13 protein-coding genes are annotated in these 16067 nt (G+C 68.9%); 10 read left to right on the forward strand and 3 right to left on the reverse strand.

Going from position 1 to position 16067, the window contains the following annotated elements:
* Nucleotides 1-6: 6 nt before the first annotated feature.
* The 9 genes from ACFYXF_RS49850 to ACFYXF_RS49890 all read left to right on the forward strand — a co-directional run bounded on the left by ACFYXF_RS49850 (nucleotide 7) and on the right by ACFYXF_RS49890 (nucleotide 11434).
* Nucleotides 7-858 carry a PmoA family protein gene (locus ACFYXF_RS49850; RefSeq protein WP_389360791.1) on the forward strand — a complete coding sequence of 284 codons (852 nt, stop codon included), beginning with the start codon at nucleotides 7-9 and terminating at the stop codon, nucleotides 856-858.
* Nucleotides 855-2396 carry a glycoside hydrolase 43 family protein gene (locus ACFYXF_RS49855; RefSeq protein ID WP_389360691.1) on the forward strand — a complete coding sequence of 514 codons (1542 nt, stop codon included), beginning with the start codon at nucleotides 855-857 and terminating at the stop codon, nucleotides 2394-2396. The genes ACFYXF_RS49850 and ACFYXF_RS49855 overlap by 4 nt, the downstream gene beginning before the upstream one ends.
* 33 nt (nucleotides 2397-2429) lie before the next feature.
* Complete coding sequence (locus ACFYXF_RS49860; protein ID WP_389360693.1) at nucleotides 2430-4421, forward strand: pectinesterase family protein; 1992 nt, start codon at nucleotides 2430-2432, stop codon at nucleotides 4419-4421.
* 51 nt (nucleotides 4422-4472) lie between these two features.
* A complete protein-coding gene (locus tag ACFYXF_RS49865) occupies nucleotides 4473-5810 on the forward strand; it encodes an ABC transporter substrate-binding protein (protein ID WP_389360695.1) in 1338 nt (445 codons plus the stop codon).
* Nucleotides 5811-5912: 102 nt separating this feature from the next.
* Nucleotides 5913-6707 (forward strand): rhamnogalacturonan acetylesterase, encoded by a 795-nt coding sequence (locus ACFYXF_RS49870; protein WP_389360697.1) that lies wholly within the window; start codon nucleotides 5913-5915, stop codon nucleotides 6705-6707.
* 50 nt (nucleotides 6708-6757) lie between these two features.
* Nucleotides 6758-8083 carry a polysaccharide lyase family 1 protein gene (locus ACFYXF_RS49875; RefSeq protein ID WP_389360699.1) on the forward strand — a complete coding sequence of 442 codons (1326 nt, stop codon included), beginning with the start codon at nucleotides 6758-6760 and terminating at the stop codon, nucleotides 8081-8083.
* A gap of 2 nt (nucleotides 8084-8085) precedes the next feature.
* Nucleotides 8086-9207 carry a pectinesterase family protein gene (locus ACFYXF_RS49880; protein ID WP_389360701.1) on the forward strand — a complete coding sequence of 374 codons (1122 nt, stop codon included), beginning with the start codon at nucleotides 8086-8088 and terminating at the stop codon, nucleotides 9205-9207.
* Between the two features lies 1 nt (nucleotide 9208).
* On the forward strand, nucleotides 9209-10240 hold the full coding sequence (locus ACFYXF_RS49885; protein WP_389360703.1) for a pectinesterase family protein: 1032 nt from the start codon (nucleotides 9209-9211) through the stop codon (nucleotides 10238-10240).
* Nucleotides 10241-10300: 60 nt separating this feature from the next.
* Complete coding sequence (locus ACFYXF_RS49890; protein WP_389360705.1) at nucleotides 10301-11434, forward strand: pectate lyase; 1134 nt, start codon at nucleotides 10301-10303, stop codon at nucleotides 11432-11434.
* A gap of 67 nt (nucleotides 11435-11501) precedes the next feature.
* On the opposite strand, the gene ACFYXF_RS49895 is transcribed toward ACFYXF_RS49890, so the two are convergent.
* From ACFYXF_RS49895 to ACFYXF_RS49905, 3 genes are all read right to left on the reverse strand, one after another.
* Nucleotides 11502-13772 (reverse strand): ABC transporter permease, encoded by a 2271-nt coding sequence (locus ACFYXF_RS49895; protein WP_389360707.1) that lies wholly within the window; start codon nucleotides 13770-13772, stop codon nucleotides 11502-11504.
* Nucleotides 13769-14389 (reverse strand): ABC transporter ATP-binding protein, encoded by a 621-nt coding sequence (locus tag ACFYXF_RS49900; protein WP_389360709.1) that lies wholly within the window; start codon nucleotides 14387-14389, stop codon nucleotides 13769-13771. Before ACFYXF_RS49900 ends, ACFYXF_RS49895 begins: the two co-directional genes overlap by 4 nt.
* A gap of 194 nt (nucleotides 14390-14583) precedes the next feature.
* Nucleotides 14584-15033: a hypothetical protein gene (locus ACFYXF_RS49905; protein ID WP_389360711.1), complete on the reverse strand. Its 450-nt coding sequence runs from the start codon at nucleotides 15031-15033 to the stop codon at nucleotides 14584-14586.
* Between the two features lie 234 nt (nucleotides 15034-15267).
* On the opposite strand from ACFYXF_RS49905, the gene ACFYXF_RS49910 reads away from it, so the two are divergent.
* Nucleotides 15268-16065 (forward strand): HAD family acid phosphatase, encoded by a 798-nt coding sequence (locus ACFYXF_RS49910; protein WP_389360713.1) that lies wholly within the window; start codon nucleotides 15268-15270, stop codon nucleotides 16063-16065.
* Nucleotides 16066-16067: the final 2 nt, after the last annotated feature.

Genomic DNA, 16067 nt, shown 5'->3' on the forward strand with positions numbered 1-16067 from the left:
ACCCAGATGAACCAGATGCCCAACGAGTCGCTGGTCTTGCGGGCCGCCGGCCGCCCGGTCGGCCGCTACACCGGCCGGCCGGAGCTGCCGCTCCGCCACGCGCCCCGCCCGTATCTGCACCCCGTGACCACCCTGGCAGGCACCGCCGTCACCGAACTCGGCCCCGCCGACCACACCCACCACCTCGGCGTCGGTGTCGCCATACCCGACGTCGAGGGGCACAACTTCTGGGGCGGGCGCACCTATGTACGGGACCAGGGGCCGACCGAGCTGGACAACCACGGCACCCAGCGGCACATCGCCTACCAGCTCCGCGACCCCGACGGCTTCGTCGAGGAACTGCGCTGGATGGTCGGCGGCGCCGAACTGCTGCGCGAGCGCCGAACGGTCGCCGCCACCGAACTGACCAGCGCGGCCTGGGCGTTGGACTTCACCTTCTCCCTCACCAACACCACCGCCGCCCCGCTCTCCATCGGCAGCCCGGCCACGAACGGCCGTCCGGGAGCGGCCTACGGCGGCTTCTTCTGGCGGGCACGGAAGGAGGCCACGGCCCCCGACGTCTTCACGGCCTCGACGGAGGGCGAGTCGGCGGTCCACGGCAGCCGCGCCGACTGGGTCGCCCTGGCCGGTACCACCTGGACGCTCGTCTTCGCCGGTGCCACCGAGCAGACGCGCCGCGACCCGTGGTTCGTCCGGGCGGAGGAGTACCCGGGGGTCGGTTCGTCCCTCGCGTTCGACGACCGGCTGCCGATCGGGCCGGGCGAGACCGCCGTACGCCGGATCGTCACCGTCGTCGCCGACGGGCGGCTCGACCGGGGCGAGGCCGCGGCCCTCGTACGCAAGGCGGTGAGCCTGTGATCGCCGGCGCCGATCTCGGCGACGGGACCTACCGCAACCCGGTCCTGAACGCCGACTGGTCCGACCCGGACGTCGTCCGCGTCGGCGACGACTTCTACCTCACCGCGTCCAGCTTCGGCCGGGCGCCGGGCCTGCCCCTCCTGCACTCCCGCGACCTCGTCAACTGGACCCTCGTCGGCCATGCCCTCGAACGCCTGCGACCGGCGGACGAGTTCAGGGTCCCGCGCCACGACTGCGGTGTCTGGGCACCCTCGTTGAGGTATCACGACGACCGCTTCTGGATCTTCTGGGGCGACCCCGACCACGGCATCTTCCAGGTCAACTCCCCGGAAATACGCGGCCCTTGGACCCTCCCGCACCTCGTCAAGGAGGGCAAGGGGCTCATCGACGCCTGCCCGCTGTGGGACGAGGAGACCGGCGAGGCGTATCTCGTGCACGCCTGGGCCAAGTCCCGGTCGGGCGTGAAGAACCGGCTCACCGGCCACCGAATGCACCCCGAGGGCACGGGAGTTCTGGACGAGGGCAAGGTGATCGTCGACGGCGACCGCATCCCCGGCTGGTTCACCATCGAGGGCCCCAAGCTCTACAAGCACGACGGCTGGTTCTGGATCCTGGCGCCCGCCGGGGGAGTCGAGACCGGCTGGCAGGGCGCATTACGCTCCCGCGAGTTCTTCGGGCCGTACGAGGAACGGATCGTCCTGGAGCAGGGGGACACCGACGTCAACGGCCCCCACCAGGGCGGCTGGGTGCGCACGCCGACCGGCGAGGACTGGTTCCTCCACTTCCAGCAGCGCGGCCCGTACGGCCGTGTCGTGCACCTTCAGCCGATGAGCTGGGGCGCTGACGGTGCGGACGGCTGGCCCGTCATGGGCGACGCCGGTGCCCCCGTCGCCGTACACCGCAAGCCCGATCTGCCCGTGCAGCCGCCCGCCGCGCCCGCCACCGACGACGACTTCCCCGGCGGACGGTACGGCCGACAGTGGCAGTGGACGGCCAACCCGCAGGACGGCTGGGCCACCCAGCACTCGGGCGACGGGCTGCGACTGAGCTGCGTACGCCGGTCCGACGCTCATGACCTGCGGAAACTCCCGAACGTCCTTACCCAGCGGCTGCCCGGCATCCCCTGCGCGGTCGAGGTGGAGCTGCGGCTCGACAGCGAGGAGCCGGGGGCGCGGGCCGGGCTCGCCGTGCTGGGGGACTCCTTCGGCTGGATCGGACTTGAGCGGGCGGACGACGGGACGGTCCGGCTCGTCCACCGGTTCGCGGAGTCCGTCGCCGAGCGCGAGCGGGACGCCGATCGGCCGAGGCCGGCTCCGGAGGGGCGGGTCCGCCTGCGGATCCGGATCGGGGCGGGGGCGCGCTGCCGGTTCTCGTACGACCTCGGGGCCGGGGACGGCTGGGAGTCGTCCGGGCCGGTGTTCGCGGCCACGCCGTGGCGCTGGGTCGGCGCCCTGCTCGGGCTCTTCGCGCTCGCGCCCGTCGGCGGGGGACACGCCGGCGCGGCCACGTTCACACAGTTCAGGGTCAGTCCTTTGTAACTCGCCTTATTCGTATGCCTGTTGGGAGCCGCAATGACGCACTTCCCTAGCAAGCGCTTGCCGAGACCGGGGGTCGGTGTCGGCAGAACCTTGGCCGCCGTCGTGGGGCTGGTGGCCGCCCTTGTCGTGGGGGCGGTCGGAGAGACCCAGGCCGCCGCCACCAACTCGGCGTCTGCCGCTCCCCGTTGGACAGATCGACCGCACGGCTTCGCCTCCCTCGCCGGTGGCACCTCCGGCGGTGCGGGCGGCAAGGTCGTGACGGTCAGCGATCAGGCCTCGCTGGTGAAGTACGCGGCGGCCGAGGAGCCGTACGTGATCCGGGTCGCGGGCTCGATCGCCGTGGCGCCGTTCGGGGCGGACGTCGTCGTGGCCTCCGACAAGACGATCATCGGCGTCGGAGACTCCGGCGAGATCGTCCACGGGGAGCTGCATCTCAACCCCGGTACCGGCAACGTGATCATCCGCAATCTGACGATCCGCGACTCGTACGTCGAGGGCGACTGGGACGGCAAGACGACCGACTTCGACGCCATCCAGATGGACACCGTCGACCACGTCTGGATCGACCACAACCGCTTCACGCACATGGGCGACGGACTGCTCGACATCCGCAAGGACAGCCAGTACATCACCGTCTCCAACAACCAATTCGCCAACCACAACAAGGCGTTCGGGATCGGCTGGACGTCGAATGTATTGACCCAGATCACCATCGACCACAACTGGTTCACGGGGACGAAGCAGCGCAACCCGTCCGCCGACAACTGCGCCTACGCGCACCTCTACAACAACTACGTGTCGGCGCAGGTCGCCGACGGCGATCCCGTCTGGACGTACGGCAACTGGTCGCGCGGCAAGACCAAGATGGTCATCGAGAACAGCTACTTCGACGGTGTTCAGCACCCCTACCAGGCCGACGCCACCGCCGAGTTGGTGCAGCGCGGGTCGATCCTGAAGAACGTCAGCGGCCGCCAGGACACGTGGGGCACCGCCTTCGAACCCCGTGACTTCTACGCCTATCGGCTCGACCCGGCCGCCGCCGTACCCGCGCTGGTCAAGCGCTTCTCCGGGCCGCAGCGGCGGATCGGCGACGCGGTGACGCTGCATGTCCCCGCCGACTACCCGACCGTCCAGGCCGCTGTCGACGCCGTGCCCGACGGGAACACCGGTCCCGTGACCATCGCCGTCGCGCCGGGCACGTACCGCGCGAAGGTCTTCATCCCGGCGACCAAGCCGAACATCCTGCTCCAGGGGACGGGCCGAGACCGCTCCGACATCGTCATCGTCTACGACACGCCTGCCGCGTACGGAGGTTCGACGGGGAGCGCGACGGTCCGGATCGCCGCGAACGACGTCACCGCCCGCAACCTCACCTTCAGCAACGACTTCGACGAGGCCGCGGTCGAGCTGAACGGCGAGCAGGCCCTGGCCATGAAGACGACCGGCGACCGGATCGTCTTCGACAACACCGCCTTCCTCGGCAACCAGGACACCCTGATGACCGACAGCCCCAAGCTGGACGTCATCAGCAGGGTCTATGTCCGCGACTCGTACATCGAGGGCGACGTCGACTTCATCTACGGGCGCGCGACGACCGTCATCGAGCGGTCGGTGATCCGCGCGCTGAGCCGTGGTTCCGCCACCAACAACGGCTACATCACGGCCGCTTCGACGTGGACGGGCAATCCGTACGGGTTCCTGATCACGCGGTCCAAGGTGGTGAGCGACGCGCCCGCCGACTCCTTCCACCTCGGCCGGCCCTGGCACCCGGGCGGCGAGCCCAACGCCGTGGCCCAAGTCCTGTTCCGGGACACCGAGTTGCCCGCCGCGGTCAAGGCCTCGCCGTGGACCGACATGAGCGGCTTCTCGTGGCGCGACGCGCGTTTTGCCGAGTACCGGACGTACGGGCCTGGTGCCCAAGTGACGGTCGACCGACCGCAGTTGAGCGCGAGCGACGCTTCTTCGTTCACCGTCGCCGACTATCTGCGCGGTACCGATGGCTGGGCTCCCTACGCCCGCCGCTGACCCCCCACAACTTCACAGTTCCGTCTGATCCAGAAGAGAGAGTGCCGACCAATGAAGATCAGCATCCGCAGAAGCAGGCGCGCGGCCATCGCGGTCGCCCTGGGTTCCGTGCTCGCGCTGACCGCCACCGCCTGCGGCGACGACGGCAGCGGAGCGGGCGGGGACAAGGGCAACGAGGGCTCGGGCAAGGGCGAGATCACCTTCTGGGACAACAACGGCGGTGTGCGAACCGACGTCTGGAAGGAGATCATCGCCGACTTCGAGAACGCCAACCCCGACATCAAGGTCAAGTACGTCGGGATACCGTCCGAGAGCATCCAGTCCAAGTACGACACCGCGATCCAGGGTGGTGGCCTGCCCGATGTCGGCGGGGTCGGGGCGGCCATGCTCGCCGGCATCGCCGCCCAGAACGCCCTGGAGCCGCTGGACGACCGGCTCGCGAGCAGTTCGCTGAACGGCAAGCTGACCCCGGGCATGATCGACAGTGTGCGCAGCGCGGGCGGCGGCGACGAGCTGTTCACCGTCCCGACCTCCGCGAACAACGGCACGCTCTGGTACCGCACCGACCTGTTCGAGGCGGCGAAGCTGGAGGCGCCGACGACCTGGTCGAAGTTCTACGCCGCCGCCGACAAGCTCACCGACGCGGACAAGAACAAGTTCGGTTACACCATTCGCGGTGGTGAGGGGTCGATCGCCCAGGCTCTCGACGCGATGTACGGGCAGTCCGGCATCACCTCGTTCTGGAAGGACGAGAAGACCACCGTCAACGACCCGAAGAACGTCGCGGCGCTGGAGAAGTACACCGCGCTGTACAAGAAGGACACGCCGTCCGCCGACGTCAACAACGACTTCAAGAAGATGGTCGCGCAGTGGGACAGCGGCGACATCGGCATGCTGAGCCACAATCTCGGGTCGTACCAGGACCATCTGAAGGCGCTGGACGGCAAGTTCCGGGGAATTCCGAACCCGACGCAGGACGACGGTACGCGGGTTCAGGTCTCCAACCCGGTTGACGGGCTCGGTCTGTTCAAGTCCAGCAAGAACAAGACGGCCTCGTGGAAGTTCATCGAGTTCGCGGTGTCGCACGCGTCGAACAGCAAGTGGAACGAGTCGGCGGGGGCGATTCCGTCCAACACGGAGGCGGCGAAGGATCCGTGGATCCAGTCGGCGGAGGCTACGAAGCTTGCCGCCGAGTCGTTGAACAGCGGCACGATCAAGATCGTGCAGTTGCCGTACTACCTGCCTGACTGGAACACGATCTCGAAGGCGGACAACGAGCCGAACTTCCAGAAGGTGTTGCTGAAGAAGATGAGTGCGAAGGAATTCCTGGACACGTTGGCTGAGCAGCTTAATGCTGCTCAGGCTGAGTGGAATGAGCAGATGGGTTAGGTCGGTGGTTGGCCGCGGGTATCGCCGTGGCTGGTCGCGCAGTTCCCCGCGCCCCTAAAAGCGGCGCGGGGGCCCTGTCCCCTTTCCTGAAAGGAACTGTTCGTGTCTCTTAGCCGTCGACAAGTCGCCTTCGCCGCTCTTGCCGCCGTGCCTATGGTCGCTCCTTCCTACGGAAGGTCTCGGCCTGTGCGCACCCTCTATATCGCCGGGGATTCCACCGCCGCCCAGAAGTTCGCCGATGCCGCGCCCGAGACCGGGTGGGGAATGGCGCTTCCCTTCTTTCTTGGGAAGGGGATCGGTGTTTCCAATCATGCGGTGAACGGGCGTAGTTCCAAGAGCTTCTTCGATGAAGGGCGGCTCGACGCCGTTCTCGAAGTCATCGCGCCCGGTGACCTTCTCCTCATCCAGTTCGGGCACAACGACGAGAAGATCGCCGATCCCGTTCGGTACACCGAGCCCTGGTCGACCTACCAGGACTATCTGCGGCTGTACGTCGACGGTGCGCGGGCCCGTGGGGCGCGGCCGGTGTTGGCCACCTCCGTCGAGCGGAGAAAGTTCGACTCGGGCGGCAACGCGGTGCCGACCCACGGCGACTACCCGGCGGCGATGCGTGCGCTCGCCGAGGAGGAACACGTGGCGCTGCTCGACATCCAGGCCCAGTCGATCGCGCTCTGGCAGGAGTTGGGGGTCGAGGAGACGAAGAAGTACTTCAACTGGACCGGGACCGAGCAGGACAACACGCACTTCAATCCGCCGGGTGCCATCGCCGTGGCCCGGCTCGTCGCCGCCGGGCTGGTACGGCGCCGGGTGCTGGCGCACCGGGACGTGCGCCGCCTCGACGACGTCATTCCGGAGTCCTGGATCACCTGGCCCCCCGCCGCCGCCCAGTCGGCCTGATCCGCTTCCCGACCTTCCCCCATCACTTCCTCCAGAAGGAGAGCCGCACCATGAACGCTCGCGTGTGTCATGATCATGCCATCACGAAGGCCGCCGTCCTGCTCGGCTGCACCGCCCTCGTCCTGACCGTCACCGGACCCGTCGCCGCCCAGGCCGCCGCGCCTCAGGCCCGTGACCTCGGCCGGCAGACCCTCACCGCCGGTGACGGCTGGGGCTCCGACGCCGGTGGCACGACCGGCGGTTCGGCCGCCGACGCCGAGCACGTCTACACCGTCACCACCTGGGCGGAGTTCAAGGCCGCACTGAAGGCGGGCGGCACCGCGCCCAAGATCATCAAGGTCAAGGGCATGATCGACGCCGTGTCCGAGGGCTGCGAGGCCTTCGTCACCGGCGGGTACGACCTCCAGCAGTACCTGAAGGACTACGACCCGGCCGTCTGGGGCAACGACGAGGTCGCCAGCGGGCCGCAGGAGGACGCGCGGGTCGCGTCCGCCGCCAACCAGGACTCGGTCATCAAGGCCAACATCCCGAGCAACACCACCATCGTCGGCGTCGGCAAGAACTCCGGCATCCTCGGCGGCAGCCTCCAGATCAAGGGCGTCTCGAACGTCATCCTGCGCAACCTCACCATCGAGGCCCCCCTCGACTGCTTCCCGAAGTGGGACCCGACCGACGACAACAACACCGGCAACTGGAACTCCGAGTACGACGCCGTGGTCGTTTACGGCACCGACCACGTCTGGATCGACCACAACACCCTCAGCGACGGCCGCTACCCCGACAGCGAGCGGCCGAGCTACTTCGGCAAGGTCTTCCAGCAGCACGACGGACTCACCGACATCGTGCGCGGCGCCAACTACGTGACCGTGTCCTGGAATTCGTTCAAGGACCACGACAAGAACATGCTGATCGGGAACAGCGACAGCACCGCGACCACCGACGCGGGCAAGCTCAAGGTCACCATGCACCACAACGAGTTCGACGGGATCCTCCAGCGCTCCCCGCGCGTGCGCTTCGGCCAGGTCGACGTCTACAACAACCACTACGTGGTGGCCGAGGAACAGGCGTCCGACTACTACCTCTTCGGCGTCGGCATCTCGTCCCAGCTCTACGCCAGCGACAACGCGATCTCGCTGCCGGCCGCCGCCAAGGTCGGCAAGGTGCTGAAGAAGTGGAACGAGTCCCCGCTCACCGCCGAGAACAACTACGTCAACGGCAAACAGACCGACCTGATCGCCGTCCACAACGCCGAGATCCCCGCCGAGATCCTCCAGTCGGGCGCCGGCTGGACGCCCACCCTCCGCACGAAGGTCGACTCACCGCGGGCCGTGCCGTACGTCGTCGGCCGGGGTGCGGGCGCGGGCAAGGTCTGCTGATCATGGCCGGCTCCCAAGTCCCGTCGAGCAGACGGTTGTTCCTCGTCGCGAGCACCGGGGCCGCCCTGGCCCTGGGGTTCGCGACCCCCGCCCACGCGGCCGGCCGCACCCGCTTCGGCCGCTACGGCTCCCCGTCCCGCCGCCTCAACGACCGGACCCTGTACGTCGACGCGGCAGGCACCGGCGACTTCACCACCGTCCAGGCGGCGGTAACCGCCGTCAGCGGCACCGGATTCACGCTGGTCATCGCTCCCGGCGTCTACCGCGAGACCGTCGCCGTCGACATCACCCGTACGGAGCTGACCTGGATCGGCGCCTCCGAGAACCCGCGCGATGTCGTCATCGTCCACGACAACGCGGCCGGGACCCCGAAGCCCGGTGGCGGCACCTACGGCACCACCGGCTCCGCCACCACCCTCGTCCAGGCCGATGGCTTCACGGCCCGCTGGATCACCTTCGCCAACGACTGGCTGCGCGCCGACCACCCGGGGATCACCGGGACCCAGGCCGTCGCCATCAAGGTGCAGGGCGACCGTTCGGCGTTCCACCACTGCCGGTTCCTCGGTCACCAGGACACCCTGTACGCCGACTCGATGAACCGTGACGCGTACGCCCGCCAGTACTTCGCGCACTGCTACGCCGAAGGAGACGTCGACTTCGTCTTCGGCCGGGCCACCGCAGTGTACGAGCACTGCCATTTCCGCACCCTCGACCGCACCGACCTCACCGGCGCCCCCTACGGCTTCGTCTTCGCGCCCTCCACGGTCGGCACGAACCCGCGCGGATACCTGGTGACCAACAGTCGTGTGACAAGTGAATCCCCGGACGCCTACTACAAGTTGGCCCGCCCCTGGGTACCCAGCTCCGACACCACCGCCCGCCCGATGCTCACCGTCCGGAACACCCACCTCGGCCCCGGTATCGACGCGGTCGCGCCCTACACCAACATGTCGGACACCTACCCGTGGCAGAGCCAGCGCTTCGCCGAGTACCGGAACACGGGTCCGGGCGCGGTGATCTCGGTGCCGGAGAACCGGCCCCAACTCACCCCCGTAGAAGCCGAGTCGGCGACCCGCGAGACCTACCTGGGCGACTGGACACCCTGGCAGGGGCGGTGGTGCTGAGATGCACCGACGTGCTCTGCTCACCGGATTCGCCGGAGGACTGATCGCCGCCGGTACGGCACCCGCGTTCGCGTCCGCCGCCCACCGCGTCCTGCATGTCCGCCCCGGCGGGTCGGTCCAGGCGGCGGTGGACAAGGTGGTGGCGAGGGGCGGCACCGGCTGGACGGTCTTTGTGCACCCCGGGACATACCGCGAAGTCGTCAACATCCCCGCCCAGGCAGCCGAGTTGACCCTGCGCGGCGCCACCCACGACCCGCGCGACACCGTCATCGTCTACGACAACGCCAACGGCACCCAGAAACCCGACGGTTCGGGCACCTACGGCACCGCCGGTTCCGCCACCTTCACCTCGGCGGCGCCCGGCCTGACCGTACGCGACCTGACCCTCGCCAACGACTGGCTGCGCGCCGACCACCCCGAGATCACGGGCACGCAGGCCGTCGCGGCCTATGTCACGGGCGACCGCACGCAGTTCACCTGCGTCCGGCTGCTCGCCCACCAGGACACCCTGTTCGCGGACACGACGGCACTGACCTCCTTCGACCGCCACTACTACCGCGACTGCTACATCGAGGGCGACGTCGACTTCGTCTTCGGACGGGCGCGGGCCGTCTTCGAGCACTGCCACTTCCACACCCTCGACCGGGACGTCGCCTTCAAACCCGAGGGCATGGTCTTCGCCCCCGCCACGGCCCGCGCCAACCCGTACGGCTTCCTGGCCGTGCGCGGCCTGGTCACCTCGGGCGCGGAGGACGGCGCGTACAAGATCGCCCGTCCCTGGGTCCCGTCGTACGAGACAACCGCCTGGCCCTCACTGGTGGTTCGGGACACCTGGCTCGGCCCGGGCATCGACGCGGTGACCCCGTACATCAACATGCGGGACGCCTACCCCTGGCAGACCATGCGCTTCCGGGAGTACGGCAACTCCGGTCCGGGCGCGGTGATTTCGGTGCCCGAGAACCGGCCGCAACTGACCGCCCCAGAGGCCGACGAACATACGCGGCACACGTATCTCGGGGACTGGTGCCCGTAGCCGAATCCCTTCCGCAGTCCCCAACTCCCCTCCCCGTTACGACGAAAGGACCCGCACGTCATGCGTCGTATCACCCGCTCCACCAGCGTCAAGAGCTCGCTCACCGCTCTCGCCGTCGCCACCGCCGGTGTCGGTCTCGCGGTGCTCCCCACCCCCGCCCAGGCCGCGACCGTGGTCGTCGACACCTCCGCCGAGCTGAGCAGCGCCATCTCCGGCGCCACCGCCGGGACGATCATCCAGGTGCGCGCCGGGACGTACTACCCGACGGCCACCCTCCAGTCGACGGCCAACGGCACCTCCGCCAGCCGGATCTACCTCCAGCCGTACGGCTCGGAGACCGTCAAGATCGACGGGTCGAACCTGCCCGACGGCGACTGGATCTTCAAGCTGACCGCGGACTACTGGACCGTCTCCAACATCACCTTCCAGAACTCGCCGGACAGCGCGGTCGTCTGCCAGTCCTGCGCCTCGACGGTCTGGAGCAACATCAAGACCATCAACGGCGGCGACTCCGGCTTCACCCTCACCGGCGACAGCACCACCAACAACACGGTGAGGAACCTCGACTCGTACGGTCACTACGACCCCGCCAACCACGGCGAGAACGCCGACGGCATCGCCGTCAAGTACGGCTCCGGCACCGGCAATCTCATCACCGGGGCCCGCCTCTACAACAACTCGGATGACGGGTTGGACTTCTGGTCCTTCTCGTCCCCCGTCACCGTCGAGCACACCTGGGCGATGGGCAACGGCAGGAACCGCTGGTCGGACTCCGCCTTCGCGGGCGACGGCAACGGCTACAAGCTCGGCGGCGACGGCGAGGTGGTCGCCCACGTCATCAACAACTCGGCCGCCTGGGACAACGCGGGCAACGGCTTCACCGAGAACAGCAACACCGGGGCCATCGTCATCAACCGCACCACCGCCTACGCCAATGCCAAGTGGGGCTACTACTTCGCCACCGGCGCGGCCAGGCTCGGCAAGAACCTTGCCGTCAGCAACAGTTCGGGCTCGGTGAGCAAGGGTTCGTCCGTCGTCTCGGCCGGCAACAACTGGGACTCGGGGATATCGACCCCGTCCTTCGTGTCCACGAACGCGTCGACCACGTACAACTCCCGTGCGGCGGACGGGACGTTGCCCGCGACCACGTTCCTGACGACGGGCAGCAGCACCATCGGGGCGACCATGAACTGACCGCCCGGTGACATGAGTTGAGGGGTGCGGTTCGCAACGAGCCGCACCCCTCACTCTCGTACGCCGGTCAGTCCCGGCGGATCAGTTCCGGATCGATCCGTCGGCCCACCAGCGGAAGCGTCCCCGCGATCGCCACCGCCAGCACGCCCAGCGTGGCCGCGAGCAGCAGGGGTACGCCCGCGCCGTCCCAGAAGACCTCGCCGCCGCCGGTCACCAGATACGCGGACTCGGACAGCTTGCCCGCCACCAGGGCGAGCAGCAGACCGACCGCGAGGGGCAGCACGACCTGGAGGCACTGGACGGTCCGCAGGGTGCGCGCCCGGGCGCCGATCAGCGCGAGGGCCGTGACCTGCGGGCGGCGTTCGACGGCCCGGTCGGTGACCGAGACGAGGAACGCGGCCACCCCGATGACCAGCCCCATCACCATGCCGAGTGCGAGCAGGGTCTCGACCACCGCGATCTGTTGCAGCGCCTCGACGTTGACGCCGGTCGGGTCGACGTCGGCGGTCGGCGCGACGGCCCCGATCCGGTCAAGGACGGAACGTACGACGGACGGGTCGGAGCTGGAGGCGAGCACCAGCGTGGCGGACGCGGGCACCGCGCCGGCGGGGAGTCTGCCCGGCGGGATGATCAGTGACGCGTCGCCGACGTTCGTCACCTCCTGCCCCGAGTACAGGAGTTGGGCCTTCGGCACGGCGACCTTGAACGACGTACGCCGACCGTCCTTCTCCAGCGTGTACGTCGACGCGGTGAAGGGCGTGACCGGCGCGTTCGGGTCGGACATCGCCAGCACCTCGCCGTCGACACAGCCCTCCACCCGCCGTACCAGCGCGGCGAGTTGGGCACAGGTCGCGACGAGCGCGTCGGCCTGGTCGTCGTCGGTGTCGCTCTGGAGGTCGTCGACGTGGTGCATGACGAGTACGTCGGTGTCCACGCCCGGAATCTCGCGCAGCCGCCGCTGCTGGTCCGTGCTCAGCGCGGACAGCGACAGACCGTACTCCTGCGTCGGCGAGTCACTGCGGGAGACCTGGTCCAGTTCGACCAGGACGCCCTGGGCGAGCGAGGCGCAGAACACCAGCAGGACCAGTCCGGTGACCACCCGCATCGCACTGCCCGGCTCGACCTCGTTGCGCCGCATGGCCAGATTGAGGGTGAGGTTGCCGGAGCGGGCGAGCCGCCTGGCGAGGGCGTACGAGAGGAGCGGCAGCGTCAGGACCAGACCGAGGCCGGTCAGCAGCACCCCGGCCGGGACGAGCAGGGCGTTGACGCCGTCGCTCTGGGCGGGGTGCGCGGTGAGGCCGGTGGCGCAGTAGCCGACGACCACGCCCAGGCCGGTGACCAGGAGCAGGGCGCCCCAGACCCGGGGGGACCGGGGCGCTGCCGTACGGCGGGTGCTGAGCGGGTTGGTCGCGGCGGCGCGGGCGCTCGCCCGGCCGACGAACCAGGCCAGCGCCGGACAGCCCAGCAGACAGACGGCGACGGTGGACGCGGACAGGGCGCCGTCGCCCGGATACCACTTGAGCCCCGGCAGACCCGTGCGGGCCATGATCTGGTTGAGCAGCCAGAACTCGCCCAGCCCGAGCACCGCGCCGAGCAGCGCCGCCACGACGGTCTCGGCCGCGTTGACCCGCTGGGTGCCCCTCGCGCTCAGGCCCAGCAGGCGCAGGGCGGCGAGCCGGCGGTTGCGGCTGGCGGCGGAGAGCTTGGCGCAGACGGAGAGGAAGACGCCGAGCGGCAGCAGGACCAGGGCGGCCAGGGTGAAGCGGATGATGTCGAGGGTGGAGGAGTCGACGGCCGTCGTGGGCGGATAGGCCGATCCGAAGCTCCGCAGGGCCCGCGCGTCGGTGCCGATCGTGTCCCGGGCGGTGCCGATGTAGGCGTACAGCTCGTTCGGGTCGGTCAGTCCGGCCGCGCCGATGACGCCCTTCTCCGTACCGGGGAGCAGGCCCTTCAGCCCCGGTTCGCGGCGCAGTTGGTCGTGCAGCGCGGGGGAGACGTACACCTCGCCGGGGGAGGGCAGTCGGCTCAGGCCGGGCGGCGGGGCCGGGGTGTCGTCGGTGCCCGGGGCGAGGAAGACGCGGCCGAACGGCTTGGAGCCGTGCGGGTCCGAGCGCTGGAGGACCAGGGCGTGCCCAGCGGCCTTGGTGCCCCCCGGGTACACCTGGGGGTCGCGGGCGGCGGACCGGCCGTCGTGGGCGGCGAGGATCGCCGGGATCGTGAGCACAAGGGCGAGCGCGCAGACGCCCAGGGAGCCGCCCAGCGTCATCAGCAGGAACCGTACGCGGGTGCCGCGCCCGGACCCGAACAGCAGTCGCAGACCGAGCAGGAACTCCCTCATCCCGCCGCTCCCGTGGGGGTGAGGACTCCGTCGGCCATCGTGTAGCGGCTGTCGGCGCGGGCGGCCACCGCAGGATCGTGCGTGACCAGGAGGACGGCGGTGCCCTGCGAACGGGCCAGATCCAGGAACTCCTTCAGTACGGCACTGGCGTTGGCGCTGTCGAGCGCGCCCGTCGGCTCGTCCGCGAAGACCACGGCGGGCCTGTGCACGAGGGCGCGGGCGACGGCGACGCGCTGGCTCTGGCCGCCGGACACCTGGGAGGGCCGCCGTTCGCGCAGGTCGGCGATGCCCAGCCGGTCGAGGACCTCGGCGGCGGCCTTGAGCGCGGGGCGCTTGCGTACGCCCGCGAGGCGCAGCGGCAGGGCCGTGTTCTCCTCGACGGTCAGCTCGGGCAGCAACTCGCCGTACTGGAAGACGAATCCGAAGCGTTCCCGGCGCAGTGCGCTGATCTCCTCGTCGTCGAGGTCGGCGAAGGCGCGCCCCTCGAACCGGATGCGCCCCCTGGCCGGTGGCAGCACCCCGGCGAGGCAGTAGAGCAGCGACGACTTGCCGGAACCGCTGGCTCCGGTGATCGCGGCGACCTCGCCCCTGGCGAGCGAGAGATGGGCGTCGCGCACGGCGGGCGTATCGCCGTAGGAGAGGTCGACGCCGGTCGCGGACAGGACGGGCGCGTGGTCCGAGACGCCGGTCGGGTCGGGTGTGGTGGCGGTGCTGATGGTGTCCCCCGGGGAGCCGGAGGGCCCCGGCGGTGAGACCGGGGCCCAAGGTGTACTGCTGGTGGCGCCTGTGCTGCTCGAACTGCTGGTCTGCGTCAGCGCGTGTAGTGCTTGGTCACCGAGCAGTTGTCGGGGTGCAGCGAACCCCGGTCGCGGCAGGCCCGTATCCAGGCCTTGTTCGTGCGAAGGGCGGCGCCGTCGTAGGTCAGCTTGTCCAGTGCCACGGTCTTCTTCTGCTTGCCGTTGAACCGGTTCCAGCTGTACCCCTCGACCCGGACCTGCATGTAGACGTTGTTGCCGTCCGTCTTCGAGGTGTCCTGGAGCTTGCCCTTCCAGTGGAAGGCCCCGCGGTTCGTGCCCGACGGCTCGAACTTGTACTTGCCGTCGTAGAACTTGACCCCGCCGCTCTTCAGGGTGGGGATCGTCTTCCAGGCGGCAGCCGCCTGGACAGTTCCCGTTTCCTGACTTGCGGACGCGAACGCTGTCCCCATCCCTGTCAGAAAGAGCCCGGTCGCGAGCGCACCGACAGCCAGCTTTCGATTCACTTGTTTTCCTCCCGTTGTACCCCGTTGTCCCGATGCCACAAGCTTGATCATCGGGGATTTGGAACCTAACACGGCGTTCTGGGGGCGGAGTTGAAGTTTTGACCAAGGCTGCTTCAAGTCATCCTTTACGGTGTGCTCGCATTCGCACTCGCTACGCGAACCGTTCACGAATGATCTACACAAAGGGAGGAACCGGTCTTGCGCTCACAGGGGTGACGCGCGTAGAAACCTGTCATGCATAAGCCATTCCGCTTCGCGGCGCTCGCCGTTGTCTGTACCGTCGCGGGCGCCGCCCTGTACGGCACCGGCGCGGCCACCGCCGGCCAGTCCACGGCGAACTCCACCCACGAGCCCCACAACATCGGGCTCCTGGTCCAGGAGATCGACACCTACTACGGCACCACGCTCGACAGCGCCGGTGTCTACCAGGCCTCCGCCACCAGCCCGTACGCCAAGGACCTGGCGCGTATCGAGTCCGCGGCCAAGAAGGACATCGACAAGGCGGCGCGCAAGGCGCTGCACAAGGGTGAGAAGCCCGCGGTCGTCTTCGACGTCGACGACACGCTGCTGCTCTCCCTCGACTACGAGAAGAAGACCAACTACACCTACAACTCGGCCACTTGGGCCGAGTACGTGGCCAAGGCCGACCGTCCGGCCGTCTTCGGCACGCCCGCGCTGGTCGCCTACGCCGAGGCCAAGGGCGTCGAGGTGTTCTACAACTCCGGCCTGAAGGAGTCGCAGCGCGCGGCGGCCGTCGCGAACCTGAAGAAGGTCGGCGCCGACATCAACCTCGACGCCGACCACATGTTCCTCAAGGACGCGGCCAACCCGCCCGCGTACCTGAGCAGTTGTGCCACGGCCGGCACCTGGACCTGCACGACCGTGCAGTACAAGTCCGGCACCCGCAAGCACATCGAGCAGGACCTCGGGTACGAGATCATCGCCAACTTCGGCGACCAGTACTCGGACCTCCAGGGCGGCTACGCCGACAAGACGTACAAGTTCCCGAACCCGACGTACTTCGTGAGCTGAGC

Source organism: Streptomyces sp. NPDC002680 (genome assembly GCF_042889145.1).
GTDB classification, from domain to species: domain Bacteria; phylum Actinomycetota; class Actinomycetes; order Streptomycetales; family Streptomycetaceae; genus Streptomyces; species Streptomyces adonidis.